Origin of the sequence: Priestia veravalensis, assembly GCF_001457055.1 — a bacterium.
Classification (GTDB): domain Bacteria; phylum Bacillota; class Bacilli; order Bacillales; family Bacillaceae_H; genus Priestia; species Priestia flexa.
The window spans coordinates 24,715-47,093 of the sequence record NZ_KQ758652.1; the positions used below are offsets into that span (position 1 = coordinate 24,715).

Here is a 22,379-nt window from a genome sequence, read left to right on the forward strand (position 1 = left end):
AAAGTATACGCACGTTAAGGGAAAAAACCTGTAGATTAAAAGGGAGGTAGGCTCCTTGCTAGATGTAAATAACTTTGAGTATATGAAAATTGGTCTAGCTTCGCCAGATAAAATTCGCTCTTGGTCATACGGTGAGGTAAAAAAACCGGAAACGATCAACTATCGTACATTAAAACCTGAAAAAGATGGTTTGTTTTGTGAGCGCATCTTTGGTCCACAAAAGGACTGGGAGTGCCACTGTGGTAAATACAAACGCGTTCGTTACAAAGGCGTAGTATGTGACCGTTGTGGAGTAGAAGTAACAAGAGCAAAAGTACGTCGTGAACGTATGGGACATATTGAACTAGCTGCACCTGTTTCACATATTTGGTACTTCAAAGGTATCCCTAGCCGCATGGGACTTGTCTTAGACATGTCCCCTCGTGCGCTAGAGGAAATTATCTATTTTGCTTCATATGTTGTAACAGATGCTGGTGATACACCGCTTGAAAAGAAACAGCTATTATCTGAAAAAGAATATCGTGCATATCGTGAAAAGTATGGAAAAACTTTCCATGCAGCGATGGGTGCGGAAGCTGTTAAGAAATTATTACAAGACATCGATCTTGACAAAGAAGTAGATGCTCTAAAAGAAGAGCTTAAAACTGCTCAAGGTCAACGTCGTACACGTGCAATTAAGCGTTTAGAAGTGTTGGAAGCTTTCCGTCACTCTGGTAATGAGCCTTCTTGGATGATCTTAGATGTTTTACCGGTTATCCCACCGGAACTTCGTCCAATGGTTCAATTAGATGGTGGACGTTTTGCAACTTCTGACCTAAATGATTTATATCGTCGTGTAATTAACCGTAACAACCGCTTAAAACGTTTACTAGATCTTGGAGCTCCTAGCATTATCGTTCAAAACGAAAAGCGTATGCTTCAAGAAGCTGTAGATGCTTTAATCGATAACGGTCGTCGTGGGCGCCCTGTAACAGGTCCTGGTAACCGTCCGTTAAAATCTCTTTCACATATGTTAAAAGGTAAGCAAGGACGCTTCCGTCAAAACTTACTTGGTAAACGTGTTGACTACTCTGGGCGTTCTGTAATCGTTGTAGGACCGAACTTAAAGATGTACCAATGTGGTTTACCAAAAGAAATGGCGTTAGAACTATTTAAGCCGTTTGTTATGAAAGAGTTAGTTGAGCGTGGTTTAGCTCATAACATCAAGAGTGCGAAACGTAAAATCGAGCGCGTTCAACCTGAAGTATGGGACGTATTAGAATCGGTTATTAAAGAGCATCCAGTTCTGTTAAACCGTGCACCTACACTTCACAGACTTGGTATCCAAGCGTTTGAACCTACATTAGTAGAAGGTCGTGCAATCCGTCTACATCCACTTGTATGTACAGCATACAATGCGGACTTTGATGGTGACCAAATGGCCGTTCACGTACCGTTATCTGCAGAAGCACAAGCAGAAGCGCGCATCTTAATGTTAGCAGCGCAAAACATCCTGAATCCAAAAGATGGTAAACCAGTTGTTACACCATCTCAAGATATGGTATTAGGTAACTACTACTTAACACTTGAGCGTGAAGACGCAGTGGGTGAAGGTATGGTATTTAAAGATACAAATGAGGCGTTGCTGGCATACCAAAACGGATATGTACATTTACATACTCGTGTTGGTGTATACGCTGGTTCTTTAAATAACCAAACATTTACTGAAGCACAAAATCAACAATTGTTAGTGACGACTGTAGGTAAGCTTGTATTTAACGAAATCTTACCGGAATCATTCCCGTATATTAACGAACCAACAAGAGAAAACCTTGAAGTTAAGACACCGGATAAATACTTTGTTGAAAAAGGTGCTGACGTAAAAGAATTCATTAAAAATCAACCTGCAATTGCACCATTTAAGAAAAAAATCTTAGGTAATATCATTGCTGAAGTATTCAAACGCTTTAAGATTACTGAAACGTCTAAAATGCTTGATCGCATGAAAGACTTAGGTTTCAAATATTCTACTAAAGCTGGTATTACAGTTGGTGTAGCAGATATCGTTGTATTAGGTGAAAAAGAAGTTATCTTACAAGAAGCGCAAGCTAAAGTAGATAATGTTCTAAAACAATTCCGTCGTGGTTTAATTACTGAAGATGAGCGTTATGATCGCGTAATCTCAATTTGGAGTAGTGCGAAAGACGTTATCCAAGGTAAGCTGATGGAATCCTTAGATAAACGAAATCCAATCTTTATGATGAGTGACTCTGGTGCCCGTGGTAACGCATCTAACTTCACGCAGCTTGCTGGTATGCGTGGTCTGATGGCTAACCCGTCTGGACGTATCATCGAGTTACCAATCAAATCAAGTTTCCGTGAAGGTTTAACAGTATTAGAATACTTTATCTCTACTCACGGCGCGCGTAAAGGTCTTGCTGATACAGCCCTTAAAACAGCTGACTCAGGTTATCTTACTCGCCGTCTTGTTGATGTGGCTCAAGATGTTATCGTTCGTGATGATGATTGCGGTACAGACCGAGGAATCTTGGCTGTTGCAATCAAAGAAGGCACGGAGGAAATCGAAAAGCTGGATGAGCGTCTAATTGGACGTTATGCACGTAAAACTGTTGTTCATCCAGAAACAAACGAAGTACTTGTAGCAGAAAATGAATTAATTACAGAAGATCTAGCTGAAGAAATTGTAAATGCTGGTGTTGAAGAAGTATGGATTCGTTCTGCGTTTACTTGTAACACTCGTCATGGAGTATGTAAAAAATGTTACGGACGTAACTTGGCAACTGGTTCAGAAGTTGAAGTTGGTGAAGCAGTTGGTATTATCGCTGCTCAATCAATCGGTGAGCCAGGTACACAGTTAACGATGCGTACATTCCATACTGGTGGGGTTGCCGGAGATGACATCACTCAAGGTTTACCTCGTATCCAAGAGATCTTTGAAGCTCGTAACCCTAAAGGCCAAGCTGTTATTTCAGAAATCGAAGGTACCGTTACTTCAATTACTGAAGGACGTGACCGTCAGCATGAAATTACAGTTCAAGGTGACATTGAAACACGCTCTTACACAGCTCCTTACAGTGCACGCTTGAAGGTAGCTGAAGGCCAAGAGATTGCTCGTGGTCAAGAGTTAACAGAAGGTTCAATTGATCCGAAAGAGTTATTAAAAGTAAAAGATATCACTGCTGTTCAAGAATACCTGCTACGTGAAGTACAAAAAGTATACCGTATGCAAGGGGTAGAAATTGGTGATAAGCACGTTGAAGTAATGGTACGCCAAATGCTTCGTAAAGTGAGAGTAATGGATTCTGGAGATACAGATGTATTACCAGGTTCACTATTAGATATTCACCAATTCACTGATGCTAACGAAAAAGTGTTACTAGAGGGCAATCGTCCAGCTACTGGTCGACCTGTACTACTTGGTATCACAAAAGCATCTCTTGAAACGGATTCCTTCTTATCAGCAGCATCATTCCAAGAAACTACTCGTGTTCTTACAGATGCAGCTATTAAAGGAAAACGTGATGAACTATTAGGTCTTAAAGAGAACGTTATTATTGGTAAACTTGTTCCTGCTGGTACTGGTATGAATAGATATCGTAATGCTGAACCAGTTAAAAATCAGGTTGAAGAGCCAGTAACAATCGATTAATAAGTAGTCATTTTTCTAGAATGGATGTTTTTTTAAAAAAACTGCATCGTGCAGTTGACATCCATTCTAGGGAATGATACTATATCAAAGGTGCTCCTATAAACTACCTGTTGCTTTGGAGGATATGATAATGTCTTATGAAAAAGTATCACAGGCTGATCATATTATTGTAGGAACTAAGCAGACAGTGAAAGCTTTAAAAAAAGGAATTGTAAAGGAAGTTATACTTGCGGATAATGCAGACACCTACATTACCGACTTGGTAGTGAAAGTTGCTGTGCAAGAAAACACCCCTTACAGTTTTGTTAACTCTATGAAAGAGCTTGGAAAAGCTTGTGGAATAGAAGTAGATGCGGCAGCTGTTGCAATTATTAGTTAACACGTTTTTGGACTAGTGTTCAAAAACTTTGTTTTTTGCTAAAAAATGAACCACCTGGATGTGTGGTCTTACAAAAGCTGAAAGGAGGAAATTCAAATGCCTACTATTAATCAACTAATCCGTAAAGGTCGTGTGAGCAAGGTTCAAAAATCTGACTCACCTGCTTTAAACAAAGGTTACAACAGCTTTAAAAAAGCTCAAACTAACCAATCTTCTCCACAAAAACGTGGTGTATGTACACGTGTGGGTACTATGACACCGAAGAAACCGAACTCGGCTCTTCGTAAATATGCTCGTGTACGTTTAACTAACGGTATCGAGGTTACTGCTTATATCCCAGGTATTGGTCACAACTTACAAGAACACAGCGTGGTACTTATCCGCGGTGGACGTGTAAAAGATTTACCAGGGGTACGTTACCATATCGTACGTGGTGCGTTAGATACTGCTGGTGTGGATGGCCGTATGCAAGGTCGTTCTAAATATGGTACTAAGCGACCAAAAGCAGCTAAAAAATAATATAAACAACAAATAGAATTATTCTCATAAGTGAAAGGAGGAAATTAGAATGCCACGTAAGGGTCCTGTTGCAAAGAGAGACGTATTACCAGATCCAATTTACAATTCAAAGCTTGTATCACGCTTAATCAACAAAATGATGCTTGATGGAAAGCGCGGTAAATCACAAGCTATTCTTTATAGAGCATTCGATCTAGTACAAGAGCGCAGTGGTAAAGAAGCTATGGAAGTATTCGACCAAGCTCTTAAAAACATCATGCCTGTATTAGAAGTTAGAGCACGCCGTGTAGGGGGTTCTAACTACCAAGTTCCTGTAGAAGTACGTCCAGAGCGTCGTACAACTCTAGGTCTTCGTTGGTTAGTAAACTATGCTCGTCTTCGTGGAGAAAAAACGATGGAAGAGCGTTTAGCTAACGAAATCCTTGACGCAGCTAACAACACTGGTGCTGCAGTTAAGAAACGTGAAGATACTCATAAAATGGCAGAAGCGAACAAAGCGTTTGCTCACTACCGTTGGTAATCTTTTAACGAATCAACTTAAAAAACTAATTATAATTATAATATGGAAGGAGAAATACCTAACATGGCAAGAGAGTTCTCCTTAGAAAACACTCGTAATATTGGTATCATGGCTCATATTGATGCTGGTAAAACAACAACAACTGAGCGTGTTCTTTATTATACTGGTCGTATCCATAAAATTGGTGAAACTCATGAAGGAGCTTCACAAATGGACTGGATGGAGCAGGAGCAAGAGCGTGGTATTACAATCACGTCTGCTGCAACAACTGCTTCTTGGAAAGGTCACCGTGTTAACATCATCGATACTCCTGGACACGTAGACTTCACTGTAGAAGTTGAACGTTCACTTCGTGTACTTGATGGTGCGGTGGCAGTTCTTGATGCTCAATCTGGTGTTGAGCCTCAAACAGAAACTGTATGGCGTCAGGCTACTACATACGGTGTACCGCGTGTAGTATTCGTAAACAAAATGGATAAAATCGGTGCTGACTTCTTGTACTCTGTTAAAACGATTCATGATCGTTTAGGTGCAAATGCTCACCCAATCCAATTGCCAATCGGTGCTGAAGATCAATTCACAGGAATCATTGACTTAGTGGAAATGAAAGCTTACCACTACGGTAATGACCTAGGAACTGATATTCAAGAAATTGAGATTCCAGAAGAATACAAAGAATTAGCTGAAGAATATAATGCTAAACTTGTAGAAGCTGCTGCAGAACTTGATGAAGAATTAATGATGAAGTATCTTGAAGAAGGCGAGCTTAGCGTTGAAGAACTAAAAGCTGCTATCCGTAAAGGTACTTGTGACGTTGAATTCTTCCCAGTTCTTTGTGGATCAGCGTTCAAAAACAAAGGTGTACAATTAATGTTGAACTCGGTAATTGATTACTTACCAGCTCCAACAGATGTACCAGCAATCAAAGGTATCACTCCTGATACTGATGAAGAAGTTGTACGTCCATCTAGCGACGACGCTCCATTCTCAGCTTTAGCGTTTAAAGTAATGACAGATCCATACGTAGGGAAATTAACATTCTTCCGCGTATATTCTGGAATTCTTAACTCTGGTTCTTATGTACAGAACTCTACAAAAGGTAAGCGTGAGCGTGTAGGACGTATCCTACAAATGCATGCTAACTCTCGTGAAGAGATTTCAGCTGTATATGCTGGAGATATCGCTGCTGCTGTAGGTTTGAAAGATACTACTACTGGTGACACTTTATGTGATGAAAAGAATCTTGTTATTCTTGAGTCTATGGAGTTCCCAGAGCCAGTTATTTCATTATCTGTTGAGCCTAAGTCAAAAGCTGACCAAGATAAGATGACAACTGCTCTTCAAAAACTACAAGAAGAAGATCCAACTTTCCGTGCGGAAACTAACACAGAGACTGGTCAAATCATCATCTCTGGTATGGGTGAACTTCACTTAGATATCATCGTTGACCGTATGCGTCGCGAGTTCAAAGTAGAAGCTAACGTTGGTGCTCCTCAAGTAGCATACCGTGAAACTTTCCGCGGTTCTGCGAAAGTTGAAGGTAAATTTGCACGTCAATCTGGTGGTCGTGGACAATTCGGTCACGTTTGGATTGAGTTTGAACCGAACGAAGAAGGTAAAGGCTTCGAATTCGAAAACAAAATTGTTGGTGGTGTAGTTCCACGTGAATACATCCCTGCAGTTCAAGCTGGTCTTGAAGATGCACTTCAAAACGGTGTATTAGCAGGTTACCCAGTAATCGATGTTAAAGCTGCTTTAGTAGACGGTTCTTACCATGACGTTGACTCAAGTGAGATGGCGTTTAAAATTGCTGCTTCTATGGCACTTAAAAACGCAGTTTCAAAATGTAACCCAGTTATTCTTGAGCCAATGATGAAAGTTGAAGTTGTAATTCCTGATGAGTACTTAGGTGACATCATGGGTGACATCACTTCTCGTCGTGGACGTGTAGAAGGTATGGAAGCTCGCGGAAACGCTCAAGTAGTACGCGCATTCGTACCACTTTCTGAAATGTTTGGTTATGCAACTGCATTACGTTCTAATACTCAAGGTCGTGGAAACTACTCAATGCACTTTGATCATTATGAAGAAGTACCAAAGTCTATTTCAGAAGAAATTATTAAAAAAAATAAAGGTGAATAATTGATTTTCACTCTTTATTAAAGTATAACTACTTATGTACGCTGTGAAAGTGGAGTTGATTCCTTTTCACGGCCTCATAAATTTACATTATAAGAAATTAAGGAGGCGTTACGAATGGGTAAAGAAAAATTCGACCGTTCAAAAACACATGCCAATATTGGTACAATTGGTCACGTTGACCATGGTAAAACAACTTTAACAGCTGCTATCACTACTGTACTTGCTAAGAAAAGCGGTAAAGGTGCAGCTATGGCTTATGACATGATCGACGCTGCTCCAGAAGAGCGCGAGCGTGGAATCACAATCTCAACTGCACACGTTGAGTATGAAACTGACACTCGTCACTATGCACACGTTGACTGCCCAGGACATGCTGACTACGTTAAAAACATGATCACTGGTGCTGCACAAATGGATGGCGGTATCTTAGTAGTATCTGCTGCTGATGGCCCAATGCCACAAACTCGTGAGCACATCCTTCTTTCTCGTCAAGTAGGTGTTCCATACCTAGTTGTATTCTTAAACAAATGTGACATGGTAGACGATGAAGAGTTACTTGAATTAGTAGAAATGGAAGTACGTGACCTTCTTTCTGAATACGACTTCCCAGGTGACGATGTACCGGTAATCAAAGGTTCTGCTCTTAAAGCTCTTGAAGGAGATGCTGATTGGGAAGCTAAAATCATCGAGCTTATGGACGCTGTTGATGAGTACATCCCAACTCCAGAGCGTGACACTGAAAAACCATTCATGATGCCAGTTGAGGACGTATTCTCAATCACTGGTCGTGGTACAGTTGCTACTGGTCGTGTTGAGCGTGGACAAGTTAAAGTTGGTGACGTTGTAGACATCATCGGTTTAGCTGAAGAATCAAAATCTACTACTGTAACTGGTGTAGAAATGTTCCGTAAGCTTCTTGACTATGCTGAAGCTGGTGACAACATCGGTGCTTTACTTCGCGGTGTTTCTCGTGAAGATATCCAACGTGGACAAGTACTAGCTAAACCAGGTACAATCACTCCACACACTAAATTCAAAGCTGAAGTATACGTTCTTTCTAAAGAAGAAGGTGGACGTCACACTCCATTCTTCAGCAACTACCGTCCTCAGTTCTACTTCCGTACAACTGATGTAACTGGTATTTGTAACTTACCAGAAGGCGTAGAAATGGTAATGCCTGGCGACAACATCGAAATGACTGTTGAACTTATTGCTCCAATCGCGATTGAAGAAGGTACTAAATTCTCAATCCGTGAAGGTGGACGTACAGTAGGCGCTGGCGTTGTAGCTACAATCACTGAGTAATCTTTTACTCTTTAAAAAAGAAGCAGGAAATCCTGCTTCTTTTTTTTTGGTCATAAAAGGTAAATAGAGAATTTATGATTACACTTGCATTGTGTATTTGTTTTATATATAATGAAAAAAGTGCGCAACAGAAAAAAGTTTTATATTTTATATAAAAGACTGTTGCAATACCGACCCATTTTTAGTACAATAAGAATGTTGGTCTTTGACTGCGATGATGCGGAAGGTTGCCGACACACCCGGCCGCTTTGCCATGGCGAGTGTGGGGAAATTTCCGCGGAGAATGTCTATTTAGAAAGATAGGCGAAAAAGGAGGGAAAATAATGGCAAAAGAAAAAATTCGCATTCGTTTAAAAGCATACGATCACAGAATTCTTGATCAATCAGCTGAGAAAATCGTAGAAACTGCTAAACGCTCTGGCGCTACAGTATCTGGTCCGATTCCGTTACCAACTGAGAAATCAGTTTATACAATTCTACGTGCTGTGCACAAATATAAAGATTCTCGTGAGCAATTCGAAATGCGCACGCATAAACGCTTAGTTGATATCGTGAATCCAACACCACAAACTGTTGATTCATTAATGCGTTTAGATTTACCATCTGGTGTAGATATCGAAATTAAACTTTAATTTAAAATAAAGAATGAAGACATACTTAGGAGGTGTGACTAATGGCCAAAGGAATCTTAGGAAGAAAGATCGGTATGACTCAAGTATTCGCTGAAAACGGTGATTTAATCCCTGTAACAGTAATTGAAGCTACTCCAAACGTAGTTCTTCAAGTTAAAAACGCTGAGACAGACAGTTACGAAGCAATCCAATTAGGTTTTGAAGATATTCGTGAGAAATTATCTAACAAACCTGCTAAAGGACACGCTTCTAAAGCTAATACTGCTCCTAAGCGCTTCATCCGTGAGTTACGCGGAGTGAACGCTTCAGAATATGAAGTTGGTCAAGAAGTCAAGGTTGATATTTTCGCAGAAGGCGATGTAATCGATGTAACAGGAGTTTCAAAAGGTAAAGGTTTCCAAGGTGCTATTAAACGCCACGGACAATCTCGTGGACCAATGTCTCACGGTTCTCGTTACCACCGTCGCCCAGGTTCAATGGGTCCTGTTGCTCCAAACCGCGTATTCAAAGGTAAATTATTACCAGGACGCATGGGTGGAGAGCGCATTACAGTTCAAAACTTATCAATCGTAAAAGTTGACGTAGAACGCAACCTTTTATTAGTAAAAGGTAACGTGCCAGGAGCTAGAAAATCTCTAGTAACTGTGAAATCTGCGGTTAAATCTAAATAATAATTCTTCGAGAAAGGAGGAATAACCAATGCCAAAAGTAGCATTGTTTAACCAAGACGGTAAAAACGTTGGTGAAATCGAATTACAAGATGCCGTATTCGGTATCGAACCTAATAACAAAGTACTTTTTGATGCAATCATCATGCAACGTGCAGCGATGCGTCAAGGTACTTCTAAAGTAAAAAATCGTTCTGAAGTACGTGGTGGTGGTCGTAAGCCATGGCGTCAAAAAGGTACTGGTCGTGCACGTCAAGGATCTATCCGTTCTCCACAATGGCGTGGTGGTGGCGTAGTATTTGGTCCAGTTCCAAGAAGCTATAGCTACAAATTACCTAAAAAAGTTCGTCGTTTAGCTATTAAGTCTGCTTTATCTACAAAAGTTCAAGATAACAGCATTGTTGTACTTGAAGCTTTATCTTTTGATGCTCCAAAAACAAAAGAGATGGTAGCAGTTCTTAAAAACCTAACAGTAGAGCGCAAAGCATTAGTAGTAACTGCTGATCTTAACGAAAATGTTGCACTTTCAGCACGTAACATTCCTGGTGTAACAGTTGTTACAGCTAACGGATTAAGCGTATTAGACGTTGTTAATCACGATAAGCTTGTAATCACTAAAGACGCAGTTGAAAAAGTAGAGGAGGTGCTTGCATAATGAAAGATCCTCGTGATATTATTAAGCGCCCCGTAATTACAGAACGTTCAACAGACTTAATGACTGAGAAGAAATACACTTTTGAAGTTGATGTAAAAGCTAATAAAACTGAAGTTAAAGATGCGATCGAAAGAATCTTTGACGTAAAAGTTGAAAAAGTAAATGTCATGAACTACAAAGGTAAATTCAAACGTGTAGGTCGTTATAGCGGTCTTACAAACCGTCGTCGTAAAGCGGTAGTAACGCTAACTCAAGAAAGCAACGAAATCGAATTCTTCGAAGCTTAAGATTAATAGAGAAGGAGGGAAATTGAGATGGCGATTAAAAAGTACAAACCAACCTCAAATGGTCGTCGTGGTATGTCGGTTTCAGATTTCGCTGAAATCACTACTGACAAACCAGAAAAATCGTTACTTGCACCTGTTACACGCAAAGGTGGTCGTAACAACCAAGGTAAAATCACTGTTCGTCACCAAGGTGGTGGGCACAAACGTCAATACCGTATCATCGACTTTAAACGTGATAAAGATGGAATACCTGGACGCGTTGCTACAGTCGAGTATGATCCAAACCGTTCAGCAAACATCGCATTAATCAATTATGCTGATGGTGAAAAACGTTACATTCTTGCTCCTAAAAACCTTAAAGTAGGTATGGAAGTTATGTCAGGTACTGAAGCTGACATTAAAGTAGGTAACGCTCTTCCACTTGCAAACATTCCTGTTGGTACAGTAGTACACAACATCGAATTAAAACCAGGTAAAGGTGGACAATTAGTACGTTCAGCGGGTGCTTCTGCACAAGTACTTGGTAAAGAAGGTAAATATGTATTAGTACGTTTAACTTCTGGTGAAGTTCGCATGATCCTAGCTACTTGCCGCGCTACTGTAGGTCAAGTAGGTAATGAACAACACGAACTAATCAACATTGGTAAAGCTGGTCGTTCTCGTTGGTTAGGTATCCGTCCAACTGTTCGTGGTTCTGTAATGAACCCTAATGATCACCCACACGGTGGTGGTGAAGGACGTTCACCTATCGGACGTAAGTCTCCAATGAGTCCATGGGGCAAACCAACACTTGGATTTAAAACTCGTAAGAAGAAAAATAAATCCGATAAATTTATCGTTCGTCGTCGTAAAAAATAACGGGATTGAGCTACGGTTCAAGCGAACCGTAGAACAATCACGAAGGGAGGTTCACTTATGGGTCGCAGCTTAAAAAAAGGACCTTTTGTTGATGGACACTTAATTAATAAAATTGAGAAGTTAAATGAAACAGACAGCAAACAAGTTGTTAAGACTTGGTCTCGTCGTTCAACTATTTTCCCTCAATTCATCGGTCACACTATTGCTGTATATGACGGTCGTAAACATGTACCTGTTTATGTAACTGAAGATATGGTAGGTCATAAACTTGGTGAATTCGCACCAACTCGTACTTATAAAGGTCACGCAAGTGACGATAAGAAAACAAGACGCTAATATGAGAGGAGGCTTTTAAATGCAAGCTAAAGCTGTTGCGAGAACAGTACGTATTGCTCCTCGTAAAGTTCGTTTAGTTGTAGATTTAATTCGAGGTAAGCAAGTGGGTGAAGCATTAGCAGTGCTACTTCACACGCCTAAGGCTGCTTCTCCGGTTGTTGAGAAACTATTAAAATCTGCTATTGCCAATGCAGAACACAATTATGAAATGGACGCTAACAACTTAGTTGTTTCTGAAGTTTTTGTTGACGAAGGTCCAACTTTAAAACGTTTCCGTCCACGTGCTCAAGGTCGTGCAAGCCAAATTAACAAACGCACAAGCCACATTACAATCGTGGTATCAGAAAAGAAGGAGGGATAATTCATGGGTCAAAAGGTAAATCCAGTTGGTCTACGCGTCGGCATCATCCGTGATTGGGAATCAAGATGGTTCGCTGGTAAAGACTATGCTGACTTATTACATGAAGACTTAAAAGTACGTGAATATATCGCTAAACGTCTTAACGATGCAGCTGTTTCTAAAGTAGAAATCGAACGTGCTGCTAACCGTTTAAACGTAACGATCCACACTGCAAAACCTGGTATGGTAATTGGTAAAGGTGGTACTGAAGTTGAAGCACTTCGTAAAGCTCTTAACCAATTAACAGGCAAGCGTGTACACATCAACATTTTAGAAATTAAAAGAGCTGACTTAGATGCTAAGCTTGTTGCTGAAAACATCGCTCGTCAACTTGAAAATCGTGTATCATTCCGTCGTGCGCAAAAGCAATCAATTCAACGCACAATGCGTGCTGGTGCACAAGGTATCAAAACAATGGTATCTGGTCGTCTAGGCGGAGCTGACATTGCTCGCTCTGAATACTATAGTGAAGGTACAGTTCCACTTCATACACTTCGCGCTGATATCGATTATGCTCATGCTGAAGCAGATACAACTTACGGTAAGCTTGGCGTGAAAGTATGGATCTATCGTGGAGAAGTCCTTCCTACTAAAAAGAAATCTGAGGAAGGAGGAAAATAATAATGTTATTGCCAAAACGCGTTAAATATCGTCGCGAACACCGCGGAAAAATGCGAGGACGTGCAAAAGGTGGTACTGAAGTACACTTCGGTGAGTTCGGTTTACAAGCTTTAGAAGCTTCTTGGATTACAAACCGTCAAATCGAATCTGCTCGTATCGCTATGACTCGTTACATGAAACGTGGCGGTAAAGTATGGATTAAAATTTTCCCTTCTAAACCTTATACTGCTAAACCACTAGAAGTGCGCATGGGTTCTGGTAAAGGTGCACCTGAAGGTTGGGTAGCTGTTGTTAAGCCTGGTAAAGTAATGTTTGAAATCTCAGGCGTATCTGAAGAAGTTGCTCGTGAAGCATTACGTTTAGCAGCTCACAAGCTACCAGTAAAGTGTAAGTTTGTAAAACGTGAAGAAATTGGTGGTGAATCTAATGAAAGCTAATGAAATTCGTGACCTTACCACTGCCGAAATTGAACAAAAAGTTAAAGCTTTAAAAGAAGAGTTATTCAACCTTCGTTTCCAATTAGCGACTGGACAATTAGAGAATACTACTCGTATTCGCGAAGTACGCAAAGCGATTGCTCGCATGAAGACTGTAGTTCGTGAAAGAGAGATCGCTGCTAATAAATAATAAGTCTGAGAGGAGGCTTTCAGAATGAGTGAACGCAATCAACGTAAAGTTTACACTGGCCGCGTAGTTTCTGACAAAATGGATAAGACTGTTACTGTTCTTGTAGAAACATACAAAAAGCATTCGCTTTACGGTAAACGTGTAAAGTACTCAAAAAAGTTCAAAGCTCACGATGAGAATAACACAGCTAAAGTGGGCGATATCGTGAAAATCATGGAAACTCGTCCGTTATCAGCTACTAAACGTTTCCGTCTAGTAGAAGTTGTAGAAGAAGCTGTTATTATCTAATAGTGAAAGACAGATCGGATAAGAATGATTCATCCGAAGGGAGGTTTCGTACATGATTCAACAAGAATCTCGTTTAAAAGTTGCAGACAACTCTGGTGCGCGTGAAGTACTTACTATCAAAGTATTAGGTGGTTCTGGTCGTAAGACAGCTAATATTGGTGATGTTATCGTTTGTACGGTGAAACAAGCAACACCAGGAGGCGTTGTTAAAAAAGGTGACGTTGTTAGAGCAGTAGTAGTACGTACAAAACGCGGTGTTCGTCGTAACGACGGTTCATATATCCGTTTTGACGAAAATGCTTGCGTAATCATCCGTGACGATAAGAGTCCACGTGGTACTCGTATCTTTGGACCAGTTGCTCGTGAATTACGTGACAACAACTTCATGAAGATCGTATCTTTAGCTCCAGAAGTTATCTAATTATATATTAATGAATAAAAACAAAATGCCTTTTAAGGAGGTGCGAATAGGATGCATGTAAAAAAGGGCGACAAAGTAGTGGTTATCTCTGGTAAAGATAAAGGCAAACAAGGCGAAGTACTTGCTGCTTTTCCAAAGAAAAACCGTGTACTTGTAGAAGGCGTAAACGTAGTGAAAAAACACTCTAAACCTTCTCAAGTAAATCCACAAGGTGGAATCGTTAGCCAAGAGGCACCTATCCACGTATCTAACGTAATGCCATTAGATCCGAAATCTGGTGAACCAACACGTGTTGGTTACAAAGTAATCGACGGCAAAAAGGTACGTGTAGCAAAAAAATCTGGTGAAACTTTAGATAAATAATTATTGAAATGTGAAGGGAGGTATAGTTCACATGAACCGTCTTAAAGAGAAATTTATAAAAGAAATTACACCTGCTCTAGTGAGCAAGTTTAATTATGAATCTGTAATGCAAGTGCCAAAGATCGAAAAGATCGTTATTAACATGGGTATCGGTGAAGCTGTTTCTAACTCAAAAGCTCTAGATAATGCTGTTGAAGAATTAGCAGAAATCACTGGTCAAAAACCTATCGTAACTCGTGCTAAGAAATCTATTGCAGGTTTCCGTCTACGTGAAGGTATGCCAATCGGTGCTAAAGTAACTTTACGCGGCGAGCGCATGTATGAGTTCTTCGATAAATTAGTTTCAGTTTCACTTCCACGTGTACGTGATTTCCGTGGAGTATCTAAAAAAGCATTTGATGGTCGTGGAAACTACACATTAGGTGTTAAAGAGCAATTGATCTTCCCAGAGATCGATTATGATAAAGTGAGTAAAGTTCGTGGTATGGATATCGTTATTGTTACAACAGCAAACACTGATGAAGAAGCTCGTGAGCTTTTAACTCAGTTCGGTATGCCATTCCAGAAGTAATAACTGCCAACGTTAAGCAGAGGAGGCGAAAATGTGGCTAAAAAATCAATGATTGCGAAGCAAAAACGCCAGCAGAAGTTCAAAGTACAAGAGTACACACGTTGCGAACGTTGTGGACGTCCACACTCAGTACTACGTAAATTCAAGCTTTGCCGTATTTGTTTCCGTGAGCTTGCTTATAAAGGTCAAATTCCTGGTGTTAAAAAAGCTAGTTGGTAAAACCCAAGTTTGGGAAGGAGGTAAATTAATATGGTAATGACTGATCCTATTGCAGATTTACTAACTCGTATCCGCAATGCGAACATGGTTCGTCATGAAAAAATCGAAGTTCCTGCTTCAAACATTAAGAAGCAAATTGCAGAAATCCTTAAGCGTGAGGGTTTTGTGCGTGATGTAGAATACATCGAAGATAACAAACAAGGTATCATCCGTATCTTCTTAAAATACGGTGCAAACAATGAGCGTGTAATTACAGGCTTAAAACGTATCAGTAAACCTGGTCTACGTGTATATGCAAAAACAAACGAAGTACCTCGTGTACTTAACGGTTTAGGAATTGCAATCGTTTCTACTTCTCAAGGTGTTTTAACTGACAAAGAAGCTCGTCAAAAACAAACAGGTGGAGAAGTATTAGCATACGTTTGGTAATAAGTTTTTAAAGTGAATGGAGGTGTAAGTTATGTCACGTGTTGGTAAAAAGCCTTTAGAACTTCCTGCAAGTGTTACAGTTACAAACGAAAACAACACTGTAACTGTAAAAGGGCCAAAGGGTGAATTGACTCGTACATTCCACCCTGAGATTGAAATCAAAGTTGAAGATAACGTATTAGTTGTAACTCGTCCTAGCGACAACAAGGAGCACCGTGCTCTTCACGGAACTACTCGTAGCCTATTAGGTAACATGGTTGAAGGTGTTACAAATGGTTTCGAACGTGGTTTAGAATTAGTCGGTGTTGGTTACCGTGCGCAAAAATCTGGTAGCAAATTAGTATTGAGTGTTGGATACTCTCATCCAGTTGAGATCACTCCAGAGCAAGGTATCGAAGTTGAGGTTCCTTCTCAAACTAAAATTGTTATTAAAGGTATCGATAAAGAGCGTGTAGGTGCATTAGCTGCAAATATCCGTGACGTTCGCCCACCAGAGCCTTACAAAGGTAAAGGTATTCGTTATGAAGGTGAATATGTTCGTCGTAAAGAAGGTAAAACTGCTAAGAAGTAATGCCAGTTAGGTAAAAGAAAGGAGTGACCGAAATGATCACGAAGCAAGATAAGAACAAAGTTCGTAAGAAAAGACATGCTCGTGTTCGTGCTAAATTGTCTGGTACTGCAACTCGTCCACGTTTAAACGTGTACCGTTCTAACCAACATATTTATGCACAAGTCATTGACGATTTAAATTCAGTAACAATCGCTAGTGCGTCTACTTTAGATAAAGATCTTTCTTTAGAAAGTACTAGTAACGTTGAAGCTGCTACAAAAGTTGGCGAATTAGTTGCTAAACGCGCAGTAGAAAATGGCGTGAAAGAAGTGGTATTCGATCGTGGCGGTTATTTATATCATGGTCGCGTAAAAGCTTTAGCTGACGCTGCTCGTGAAGCTGGATTACAATTCTAATTGTAAAAGGAGGGAAAATCATGCGTCGTATTGATCCAAATAAATTAGAGCTTGAAGAACGTGTTGTTACCGTTAACCGCGTAGCTAAAGTTGTTAAAGGTGGACGTCGTTTCCGCTTTGCTGCTTTAGTAGTAGTTGGTGACAAAAACGGTCATGTTGGATTTGGTACTGGTAAAGCACAAGAGGTGCCAGATGCAATCCGTAAAGCAATTGAAGATGCGAAGAAAAACTTAATCACTGTACCTATGGTTGGTACTACAATTCCACACGAAATCCTTGGACAATTTGGTGCAGGTCAAATTTTCTTGAAACCTGCTTCTGAAGGTACGGGAGTTATCGCTGGTGGTCCAGTTCGTGCGGTATTAGAATTAGCTGGCGTAAGTGATATTCTATCTAAATCTTTAGGTTCAAATACTCCAATTAACATGGTACGTGCAACTCTTAACGGTTTAGCTAACCTAAAACGTGCAGAAGAAGTTGCAAAACTACGTGGTAAGTCTGTAGAAGAACTGTTAGGATAAGGAGGGACACAGAATGGCAAACAAATTAGCAATTACCCTCACTCGTAGCGTAATTGGTCGTCCAGAAGATCAACGTGTAACTGTTCGTACACTTGGCTTACGTAAAGTAAACCAAACTGTCGTTCAAGACGATAATCCTGCAATTCGCGGTATGATTAACAAAGTAGCTCACCTTGTTACAGTAAAAGAGCAATAATTATAAATTGTCACTCTAAGGAGGTGCTCCGGAATGAAACTTCATGAATTACAACCAGCTGCAGGTTCACGTAAAGTGCGTAACCGTGTAGGTCGTGGTACTGGTTCAGGTAACGGAAAGACTTCAGGTAAAGGTCACAAAGGGCAAAACGCTCGTTCTGGCGGTGGCGTAAGACCTGGATTCGAAGGTGGTCAAACGCCTTTATTTCGTCGTCTTCCAAAACGTGGCTTCACTAACATCAATCGCAAAGAGTATGCGATCGTTAACCTTGAAGCTTTAAATCGTTTTGAAGATGGAACTGAAGTAACACCAGAACTATTAATTGAAACTGGTTTAGTAAGCAAAGAGAAGGCTGGTATTAAAGTGCTTGGTAACGGTACATTATCTACTAAGCTAACTGTTAAAGCTGCTAAGTTCTCCTCATCTGCTAAAGAAGCTATTGAAGCTGCTGGCGGAACTGCAGAGGTGATCTAATAATGTTTCAAACAATCTCCAATTTAATGCGCGTACGTGAAATTAGACAAAAAATCTTTTTCACATTGTTAATGTTAGTTATTTTCCGAATTGGTACTTTTATTCCTGTACCTAGTGTTAATACGGATGTACTGAAGTTGCAAGACGAGTTAAATGTATTTGGAGTTCTAAATACATTTGGCGGTGGGGCTCTTCAAAACTTCTCTATACTTGCAATGGGCATTATGCCTTATATTACAGCATCCATCATCGTTCAATTATTGCAGATGGATGTTGTACCTAAGTTTACAGAATGGTCAAAGCAAGGAGAGGTTGGGCGTCGTAAACTTGCCCAAGTAACTCGTTACGGAACAATTGTGCTTGGATTTATCCAGGCATTAGGTATGTCTATAGGATTTAACAATATGTCGGGTGGGCAATTAATTGCTAATCCCGGAGTCGCTACTTATCTTTTAATTGCTGTCGTACTAACGGCAGGAACAGCGTTCTTAATGTGGTTAGGCGAACAGATTACAGCGAAAGGCGTCGGTAATGGTATTTCCATCATTATTTTTGCTGGTATCGCTGCTGGGATCCCTACAACACTCAACCAGATCTACGCTCAGCAATTCGAAGATGTTGGGGATCAGTTATTTATTCGTATTGTGACAGTTGTTTTAATTGCACTTGCTGTATTAGCTATTGTAGTTGGTGTTATTTATTTCCAACAAGCTTTACGAAAAATACCTATTCAATATGCAAAGGGTTCAGCCGGTCGTAATCCTACGGGTGGTCAGTCCACACATTTACCGTTAAAAGTAAATGCTGCTGGGGTTATTCCTGTTATCTTTGCAGTTTCATTCATTATTACTCCACCAACGATTGCATCATTCTTCGGTCCGAATGATGTGACAGATTGGATTCAAAAGACGTTTGACTATACTCAGCCAATTGGTATGATAGTATATGTTGCGTTAATCATTGCTTTCTCATATTTCTACACATTTGTTCAGGTTAACCCAGAGCAAGTAGCAGAAAACTTGAAGAAGCAAGGTGGATACATTCCAGGTATTCGCCCTGGTAAAAGCACACAAGAATATTTAACAAAAGTGTTGTACCGCTTAACATTAATCGGTTCAATTTTCCTTGCGTTAATTGCTGTACTACCAGTGATTTTTATCCAGGTTGCAAATTTACCTCAGTCTGCACAGATTGGTGGTACTAGTTTGTTAATCGTTGTCGGTGTAGCTCTTGAGACAATGAAACAGCTTGAGAGTCAATTAGTGAAACGACATTATAAAGGGTTTATTAAATAAAGGGTTTAGTGGGAAGCAGCTTGCTTTCCCATTAAACAGATAGATACTGAGGGGGAAGCAAAAAATGAATTTAGTGTTAATGGGCCTTCCTGGTGCTGGGAAAGGTACTCAAGCAGAACAGATCGTTGAGCATTACGATATCCCTCATATCTCAACAGGAGATATGTTCCGAGCTGCAATTAAAGAAGGAACGCCTCTAGGCTTAAAAGCTAAATCATTTATGGATCAAGGTAATCTTGTACCAGATGAAGTAACAATCGGTATTGTTCGTGAACGTTTAAACAAACAAGATTGTGAAAATGGCTTTTTACTTGATGGATTCCCAAGAACAGTAGCACAGGCAGACGCTCTTGAAACAATCTTAGAAGAATTAAACAAAAAGATTGATTATGTTATTAATATTGATGTAGATGAAAGTATCCTTATGGAACGCCTTACAGGGCGTCGCATTTGTAAAGACTGTGGAGCTACTTACCACCTTGTATTCAACCCTCCTGCTAAAGAAGGCGTTTGTGACAAGTGTGAGGGAGAGCTGTACCAGCGTGCAGATGATAATGAGGAAACTGTTTCAACTAGACTCTCAGTTAACGTTGAACAATCAAAACCATTACTTCATTTCTATGAAGAAAAAGGTTATTTACGCAATATTAATGGTAATCAAGACATTAACGTTGTATTTGACGACATCCGTAATTTACTCGGGGGAGTCAAGCAATGATCATTTGCAAGACGCCGCGTGAAATTGCAATCATGCGTGAAGCAGGGAAAATTGTAGCTTTAACTCATCAAGAGTTAAAAAAACATATTCAACCTGGTATTACGACGGAAGAATTGGATGCAATTGCTGAAAAATTTATTCGTCAACATGATGCAATTCCGTCTTTTAAAGGGTATAATGGTTTTCGCGGTAGTATTTGTGCTTCTGTAAACGAAGAATTAGTTCATGGTATTCCAGGAAACAGAAAGCTGCAAGAAGGAGATATCATCAGCATTGATATTGGTGCTAAATACAATGGCTATCACGGTGATTCTGCTTGGACGTACGGAGTTGGAAAGATTTCAGAAGAAAATCAACGGCTTCTAGATGTCACAGAGCAATCTCTTTATAAAGGCTTAGAGCAAGCTAAGCCCGGCGATCGATTATCGAATATTTCACATGCTATTCAAACGTATGCAGAATCTCAAAACTTTTCAATTGTAAGAGAATATGTTGGTCATGGTGTTGGCCAAGATTTACATGAGGATCCGCAGATTCCACATTATGGTCCACCAAATAAAGGACCGCGTCTACGTCCAGGCATGGTGTTGGCAGTAGAGCCAATGGTGAACGCTGGAACTCGATATGTCAAAACATTATCTGATAACTGGACTGTTGTAACAGTCGACGGAAAGATGTGTGCGCATTTCGAACATACAATTGCAATCACTGAGACGGGATATGAAATTCTAACAACGCTGTAGTTGGTAGTTAAGGTTATCTCTATCCATTCCTCGCTAGATGCACTGGACAGTTAAACAGTAATTATCTAAATTCACGATGCTCGTTTTTCGTCTGAATTGCTGTTAAAATGGTAAAGATGTATATTACAAACGTGATCCATCTTGAATTTAATGATTACGATCTCCGGATGTTCAGAACAGGTTCTTTTTAAGTCAATTAATGATAGCTTGTTACTGTTGCAAAGAAAGGAGAGCACTTTAATGGCAAAAGACGATGTAATTGAAGTAGAAGGTACAGTCCTAGAGACTTTACCTAATGCAATGTTCAAGGTAGAATTAGAAAATGGTCATACAGTACTTGCTCATGTATCTGGTAAGATTCGTATGCACTTCATTCGCATTTTACCTGGTGACAAAGTAACTGTAGAATTATCACCATACGATTTAACTCGCGGTAGAATTACGTACCGTTTCAAATAAAACCTATGCACTCCGTACTATCAAGGAGGTATGAAACATGAAAGTCAGACCATCGGTAAAGCCGATCTGCGAAAAATGTAAAGTAATCCGCAGAAAAGGGAAAGTAATGGTAATTTGTGAAAACCCTAAGCATAAACAAAAACAAGGTTAATCATAAGGAGGTGCACTGTTCACATGGCACGTATTGCTGGTGTTGATATTCCTCGTGACAAACGCGTAGTCGTTTCTTTAACATACATTTTCGGTATTGGTCGTCCAACTGCTGAAAAAGTTCTAGCTGAAGCTGGAGTTTCTGAAGATACTCGCGTTCGTGACTTAACAGAAGAAGAATTAGGTAAAATTCGTGATATTTTAGATAGCTATAAAGTAGAAGGCGATCTTCGTCGTGAAGTTTCTTTAAACATCAAACGTTTAATTGAGATTGGTTCATACCGTGGTATCCGCCACCGTCGTAGTTTACCAGTTCGTGGTCAAAACAGTAAAAACAATGCTCGTACACGTAAAGGCCCACGCCGTACTGTAGCGAACAAGAAGAAATAATTAGTAAGGGAGGTCATTAACAGATGGCACGTAAAACTAATACACGTAAACGTCGCGTGAAAAAGAATATTGAATCTGGTGTTGCTCACATTCGTTCTACGTTCAACAACACTATCGTAACTATTACAGATGTTCACGGTAATGCGATCGCTTGGTCTAGTGCAGGTGCACTTGGCTTCAGAGGTTCTCGTAAATCTACTCCATTTGCTGCTCAAATGGCTGCTGAAACAGCTGCTAAAGTATCAATGGACAATGGTATGAAAACTTTAGAAGTAACAGTAAAAGGACCTGGTGCAGGTCGTGAAGCTGCTATCCGTGCTCTTCAAGCTGCAGGTTTAGAAGTAACAGCTATTAAAGATGTTACTCCTGTTCCTCATAACGGATGCCGTCCGCCAAAACGTCGTCGTGTATAATTAATATGTATAGATTCTGTACAATTGTCGATAATGATGATGGTATAGAATTTATTCATGCAACGAAATGTTTTTTCATTTGTTGTGCACATTCGGGAACTGTCTAATAGGGAATTTCGGTTAGGCCTTGAGAAGACTCAGTCTAGCCGAGGTTTCGACGTTTTG

The 22,379-nt window shown here is 40.1% G+C and carries 34 protein-coding genes; all 34 read left to right on the forward strand.

Annotated features, from left to right (window positions below; genetic code table 11):
* Nucleotides 1–55: 55 nt before the first annotated feature.
* Nucleotides 56–3,649: a DNA-directed RNA polymerase subunit beta' gene (rpoC, locus tag AS180_RS11555; protein ID WP_025909719.1), complete on the forward strand. Its 3,594-nt coding sequence runs from the start codon at nt 56–58 to the stop codon at nt 3,647–3,649.
* Nucleotides 3,650–3,779: 130 nt separating this feature from the next.
* Complete coding sequence (locus AS180_RS11560) at nt 3,780–4,028, forward strand: 50S ribosomal protein L7ae-like protein (protein WP_025909720.1); 249 nt, start codon at nt 3,780–3,782, stop codon at nt 4,026–4,028.
* A gap of 96 nt (nt 4,029–4,124) precedes the next feature.
* Nucleotides 4,125–4,547 carry a 30S ribosomal protein S12 gene (gene rpsL, locus AS180_RS11565; protein ID WP_025909721.1) on the forward strand — a complete coding sequence of 141 codons (423 nt, stop codon included), beginning with the start codon at nt 4,125–4,127 and terminating at the stop codon, nt 4,545–4,547.
* 49 nt (nt 4,548–4,596) lie between these two features.
* Complete coding sequence (gene rpsG / locus AS180_RS11570; protein WP_013054923.1) at nt 4,597–5,067, forward strand: 30S ribosomal protein S7; 471 nt, start codon at nt 4,597–4,599, stop codon at nt 5,065–5,067.
* Nucleotides 5,068–5,130: 63 nt separating this feature from the next.
* Complete coding sequence (fusA, locus tag AS180_RS11575; RefSeq protein WP_025909722.1) at nt 5,131–7,209, forward strand: elongation factor G; 2,079 nt, start codon at nt 5,131–5,133, stop codon at nt 7,207–7,209.
* Nucleotides 7,210–7,323: 114 nt separating this feature from the next.
* Nucleotides 7,324–8,514 (forward strand): elongation factor Tu, encoded by a 1,191-nt coding sequence (tuf, locus tag AS180_RS11580; protein ID WP_025909723.1) that lies wholly within the window; start codon nt 7,324–7,326, stop codon nt 8,512–8,514.
* 323 nt (nt 8,515–8,837) lie between these two features.
* Nucleotides 8,838–9,146 (forward strand): 30S ribosomal protein S10, encoded by a 309-nt coding sequence (gene rpsJ / locus AS180_RS11585; protein ID WP_025909724.1) that lies wholly within the window; start codon nt 8,838–8,840, stop codon nt 9,144–9,146.
* Nucleotides 9,147–9,187: 41 nt separating this feature from the next.
* Entirely contained in the window at nt 9,188–9,817 is a 630-nt protein-coding gene (gene rplC / locus AS180_RS11590; protein ID WP_025909725.1) for a 50S ribosomal protein L3, read from the forward strand.
* Nucleotides 9,818–9,845: 28 nt separating this feature from the next.
* Nucleotides 9,846–10,469: a 50S ribosomal protein L4 gene (gene rplD, locus AS180_RS11595; protein WP_025909726.1), complete on the forward strand. Its 624-nt coding sequence runs from the start codon at nt 9,846–9,848 to the stop codon at nt 10,467–10,469.
* Entirely contained in the window at nt 10,469–10,756 is a 288-nt protein-coding gene (gene rplW / locus AS180_RS11600) for a 50S ribosomal protein L23 (protein ID WP_025909727.1), read from the forward strand. The genes rplD and rplW overlap by 1 nt, the downstream gene beginning before the upstream one ends.
* Before the next feature lie 27 nt (nt 10,757–10,783).
* The gene (gene rplB, locus AS180_RS11605; RefSeq protein WP_025909728.1) at nt 10,784–11,614 is read left to right on the forward strand and encodes a 50S ribosomal protein L2; all 831 of its coding nucleotides are present in this window, start codon (nt 10,784–10,786) and stop codon (nt 11,612–11,614) included.
* Between the two features lie 57 nt (nt 11,615–11,671).
* The gene (rpsS, locus tag AS180_RS11610) at nt 11,672–11,950 is read left to right on the forward strand and encodes a 30S ribosomal protein S19 (RefSeq protein WP_025909729.1); all 279 of its coding nucleotides are present in this window, start codon (nt 11,672–11,674) and stop codon (nt 11,948–11,950) included.
* A 19-nt stretch (nt 11,951–11,969) separates the two neighbouring features.
* On the forward strand, nt 11,970–12,311 hold the full coding sequence (gene rplV, locus AS180_RS11615) for a 50S ribosomal protein L22 (protein WP_025909730.1): 342 nt from the start codon (nt 11,970–11,972) through the stop codon (nt 12,309–12,311).
* 3 nt (nt 12,312–12,314) lie between these two features.
* Nucleotides 12,315–12,971 (forward strand): 30S ribosomal protein S3, encoded by a 657-nt coding sequence (gene rpsC / locus AS180_RS11620; RefSeq protein ID WP_025909731.1) that lies wholly within the window; start codon nt 12,315–12,317, stop codon nt 12,969–12,971.
* A gap of 2 nt (nt 12,972–12,973) precedes the next feature.
* A complete protein-coding gene (gene rplP / locus AS180_RS11625; protein ID WP_025909732.1) occupies nt 12,974–13,408 on the forward strand; it encodes a 50S ribosomal protein L16 in 435 nt (144 codons plus the stop codon).
* Nucleotides 13,398–13,598: a 50S ribosomal protein L29 gene (rpmC, locus tag AS180_RS11630; protein ID WP_025909733.1), complete on the forward strand. Its 201-nt coding sequence runs from the start codon at nt 13,398–13,400 to the stop codon at nt 13,596–13,598. The genes rplP and rpmC overlap by 11 nt, the downstream gene beginning before the upstream one ends.
* Nucleotides 13,599–13,622: 24 nt before the next feature.
* Complete coding sequence (gene rpsQ / locus AS180_RS11635) at nt 13,623–13,886, forward strand: 30S ribosomal protein S17 (protein ID WP_025909734.1); 264 nt, start codon at nt 13,623–13,625, stop codon at nt 13,884–13,886.
* A 52-nt stretch (nt 13,887–13,938) separates the two neighbouring features.
* Entirely contained in the window at nt 13,939–14,307 is a 369-nt protein-coding gene (gene rplN, locus AS180_RS11640) for a 50S ribosomal protein L14 (protein ID WP_025909735.1), read from the forward strand.
* A 51-nt stretch (nt 14,308–14,358) separates the two neighbouring features.
* A complete protein-coding gene (gene rplX / locus AS180_RS11645) occupies nt 14,359–14,670 on the forward strand; it encodes a 50S ribosomal protein L24 (RefSeq protein WP_025909736.1) in 312 nt (103 codons plus the stop codon).
* A gap of 31 nt (nt 14,671–14,701) precedes the next feature.
* A complete protein-coding gene (gene rplE, locus AS180_RS11650) occupies nt 14,702–15,241 on the forward strand; it encodes a 50S ribosomal protein L5 (RefSeq protein WP_062686841.1) in 540 nt (179 codons plus the stop codon).
* Between the two features lie 33 nt (nt 15,242–15,274).
* Complete coding sequence (locus AS180_RS11655) at nt 15,275–15,460, forward strand: type Z 30S ribosomal protein S14 (RefSeq protein ID WP_025909738.1); 186 nt, start codon at nt 15,275–15,277, stop codon at nt 15,458–15,460.
* A gap of 30 nt (nt 15,461–15,490) precedes the next feature.
* Nucleotides 15,491–15,889: a 30S ribosomal protein S8 gene (gene rpsH / locus AS180_RS11660; RefSeq protein WP_025909739.1), complete on the forward strand. Its 399-nt coding sequence runs from the start codon at nt 15,491–15,493 to the stop codon at nt 15,887–15,889.
* A gap of 31 nt (nt 15,890–15,920) precedes the next feature.
* Nucleotides 15,921–16,460 (forward strand): 50S ribosomal protein L6, encoded by a 540-nt coding sequence (rplF, locus tag AS180_RS11665; RefSeq protein WP_025909740.1) that lies wholly within the window; start codon nt 15,921–15,923, stop codon nt 16,458–16,460.
* Nucleotides 16,461–16,492: 32 nt separating this feature from the next.
* Nucleotides 16,493–16,855, forward strand: a complete 363-nt coding sequence (gene rplR / locus AS180_RS11670) for a 50S ribosomal protein L18 (protein WP_025909741.1) — start codon at nt 16,493–16,495, stop codon at nt 16,853–16,855.
* A gap of 20 nt (nt 16,856–16,875) precedes the next feature.
* Nucleotides 16,876–17,376, forward strand: a complete 501-nt coding sequence (rpsE, locus tag AS180_RS11675; protein WP_025909742.1) for a 30S ribosomal protein S5 — start codon at nt 16,876–16,878, stop codon at nt 17,374–17,376.
* Nucleotides 17,377–17,389: 13 nt separating this feature from the next.
* Nucleotides 17,390–17,572, forward strand: coding sequence for a 50S ribosomal protein L30 (gene rpmD, locus AS180_RS11680; RefSeq protein ID WP_025909743.1), 183 nt, complete (start codon nt 17,390–17,392; stop codon nt 17,570–17,572).
* A 33-nt stretch (nt 17,573–17,605) separates the two neighbouring features.
* Entirely contained in the window at nt 17,606–18,046 is a 441-nt protein-coding gene (rplO, locus tag AS180_RS11685) for a 50S ribosomal protein L15 (RefSeq protein WP_025909744.1), read from the forward strand.
* Between the two features lie 2 nt (nt 18,047–18,048).
* Nucleotides 18,049–19,341 (forward strand): preprotein translocase subunit SecY, encoded by a 1,293-nt coding sequence (gene secY / locus AS180_RS11690; RefSeq protein ID WP_025909745.1) that lies wholly within the window; start codon nt 18,049–18,051, stop codon nt 19,339–19,341.
* Nucleotides 19,342–19,405: 64 nt separating this feature from the next.
* A complete protein-coding gene (locus AS180_RS11695) occupies nt 19,406–20,059 on the forward strand; it encodes an adenylate kinase (protein ID WP_025909746.1) in 654 nt (217 codons plus the stop codon).
* Nucleotides 20,056–20,802, forward strand: coding sequence for a type I methionyl aminopeptidase (map, locus tag AS180_RS11700; protein ID WP_025909747.1), 747 nt, complete (start codon nt 20,056–20,058; stop codon nt 20,800–20,802). The genes AS180_RS11695 and map overlap by 4 nt, the downstream gene beginning before the upstream one ends.
* 240 nt (nt 20,803–21,042) lie before the next feature.
* A complete protein-coding gene (gene infA / locus AS180_RS11705) occupies nt 21,043–21,261 on the forward strand; it encodes a translation initiation factor IF-1 (protein WP_025909748.1) in 219 nt (72 codons plus the stop codon).
* 37 nt (nt 21,262–21,298) lie between these two features.
* Entirely contained in the window at nt 21,299–21,412 is a 114-nt protein-coding gene (gene rpmJ, locus AS180_RS11710) for a 50S ribosomal protein L36 (RefSeq protein WP_003156543.1), read from the forward strand.
* Between the two features lie 23 nt (nt 21,413–21,435).
* Nucleotides 21,436–21,801 (forward strand): 30S ribosomal protein S13, encoded by a 366-nt coding sequence (gene rpsM / locus AS180_RS11715; RefSeq protein WP_025909749.1) that lies wholly within the window; start codon nt 21,436–21,438, stop codon nt 21,799–21,801.
* Nucleotides 21,802–21,824: 23 nt separating this feature from the next.
* Nucleotides 21,825–22,214, forward strand: a complete 390-nt coding sequence (gene rpsK / locus AS180_RS11720) for a 30S ribosomal protein S11 (protein ID WP_025909750.1) — start codon at nt 21,825–21,827, stop codon at nt 22,212–22,214.
* Nucleotides 22,215–22,379: the final 165 nt, after the last annotated feature.

Excerpts from the sequence above, each read along its gene's own strand:
- AS180_RS11560 (WP_025909720.1), top strand. The coding sequence starts at position 3,780 with ATGTCTTATGAAAAAGTATCACAGGCTGATCATATTATTGTAGGAACT.
- rpsL (WP_025909721.1), top strand. The coding sequence starts at position 4,125 with ATGCCTACTATTAATCAACTAATCCGTAAAGGTCGTGTGAGCAAGGTT.
- rpsG (WP_013054923.1), top strand. The coding sequence starts at position 4,597 with ATGCCACGTAAGGGTCCTGTTGCAAAGAGAGACGTATTACCAGATCCA.
- fusA (WP_025909722.1), top strand. The coding sequence starts at position 5,131 with ATGGCAAGAGAGTTCTCCTTAGAAAACACTCGTAATATTGGTATCATG.
- tuf (WP_025909723.1), top strand. The coding sequence starts at position 7,324 with ATGGGTAAAGAAAAATTCGACCGTTCAAAAACACATGCCAATATTGGT.
- rpsJ (WP_025909724.1), top strand. The coding sequence starts at position 8,838 with ATGGCAAAAGAAAAAATTCGCATTCGTTTAAAAGCATACGATCACAGA.
- rplC (WP_025909725.1), top strand. The coding sequence starts at position 9,188 with ATGGCCAAAGGAATCTTAGGAAGAAAGATCGGTATGACTCAAGTATTC.
- rplD (WP_025909726.1), top strand. The coding sequence starts at position 9,846 with ATGCCAAAAGTAGCATTGTTTAACCAAGACGGTAAAAACGTTGGTGAA.
- rplW (WP_025909727.1), top strand. The coding sequence starts at position 10,469 with ATGAAAGATCCTCGTGATATTATTAAGCGCCCCGTAATTACAGAACGT.
- rplB (WP_025909728.1), top strand. The coding sequence starts at position 10,784 with ATGGCGATTAAAAAGTACAAACCAACCTCAAATGGTCGTCGTGGTATG.
- rpsS (WP_025909729.1), top strand. The coding sequence starts at position 11,672 with ATGGGTCGCAGCTTAAAAAAAGGACCTTTTGTTGATGGACACTTAATT.
- rplV (WP_025909730.1), top strand. The coding sequence starts at position 11,970 with ATGCAAGCTAAAGCTGTTGCGAGAACAGTACGTATTGCTCCTCGTAAA.
- rpsC (WP_025909731.1), top strand. The coding sequence starts at position 12,315 with ATGGGTCAAAAGGTAAATCCAGTTGGTCTACGCGTCGGCATCATCCGT.
- rplP (WP_025909732.1), top strand. The coding sequence starts at position 12,974 with ATGTTATTGCCAAAACGCGTTAAATATCGTCGCGAACACCGCGGAAAA.
- rpmC (WP_025909733.1), top strand. The coding sequence starts at position 13,398 with ATGAAAGCTAATGAAATTCGTGACCTTACCACTGCCGAAATTGAACAA.
- rpsQ (WP_025909734.1), top strand. The coding sequence starts at position 13,623 with ATGAGTGAACGCAATCAACGTAAAGTTTACACTGGCCGCGTAGTTTCT.
- rplN (WP_025909735.1), top strand. The coding sequence starts at position 13,939 with ATGATTCAACAAGAATCTCGTTTAAAAGTTGCAGACAACTCTGGTGCG.
- rplX (WP_025909736.1), top strand. The coding sequence starts at position 14,359 with ATGCATGTAAAAAAGGGCGACAAAGTAGTGGTTATCTCTGGTAAAGAT.
- rplE (WP_062686841.1), top strand. The coding sequence starts at position 14,702 with ATGAACCGTCTTAAAGAGAAATTTATAAAAGAAATTACACCTGCTCTA.
- rpsH (WP_025909739.1), top strand. The coding sequence starts at position 15,491 with ATGGTAATGACTGATCCTATTGCAGATTTACTAACTCGTATCCGCAAT.
- rplF (WP_025909740.1), top strand. The coding sequence starts at position 15,921 with ATGTCACGTGTTGGTAAAAAGCCTTTAGAACTTCCTGCAAGTGTTACA.
- rplR (WP_025909741.1), top strand. The coding sequence starts at position 16,493 with ATGATCACGAAGCAAGATAAGAACAAAGTTCGTAAGAAAAGACATGCT.
- rpsE (WP_025909742.1), top strand. The coding sequence starts at position 16,876 with ATGCGTCGTATTGATCCAAATAAATTAGAGCTTGAAGAACGTGTTGTT.
- rpmD (WP_025909743.1), top strand. The coding sequence starts at position 17,390 with ATGGCAAACAAATTAGCAATTACCCTCACTCGTAGCGTAATTGGTCGT.
- rplO (WP_025909744.1), top strand. The coding sequence starts at position 17,606 with ATGAAACTTCATGAATTACAACCAGCTGCAGGTTCACGTAAAGTGCGT.
- secY (WP_025909745.1), top strand. The coding sequence starts at position 18,049 with ATGTTTCAAACAATCTCCAATTTAATGCGCGTACGTGAAATTAGACAA.
- AS180_RS11695 (WP_025909746.1), top strand. The coding sequence starts at position 19,406 with ATGAATTTAGTGTTAATGGGCCTTCCTGGTGCTGGGAAAGGTACTCAA.
- map (WP_025909747.1), top strand. The coding sequence starts at position 20,056 with ATGATCATTTGCAAGACGCCGCGTGAAATTGCAATCATGCGTGAAGCA.
- infA (WP_025909748.1), top strand. The coding sequence starts at position 21,043 with ATGGCAAAAGACGATGTAATTGAAGTAGAAGGTACAGTCCTAGAGACT.
- rpmJ (WP_003156543.1), top strand. The coding sequence starts at position 21,299 with ATGAAAGTCAGACCATCGGTAAAGCCGATCTGCGAAAAATGTAAAGTA.
- rpsM (WP_025909749.1), top strand. The coding sequence starts at position 21,436 with ATGGCACGTATTGCTGGTGTTGATATTCCTCGTGACAAACGCGTAGTC.
- rpsK (WP_025909750.1), top strand. The coding sequence starts at position 21,825 with ATGGCACGTAAAACTAATACACGTAAACGTCGCGTGAAAAAGAATATT.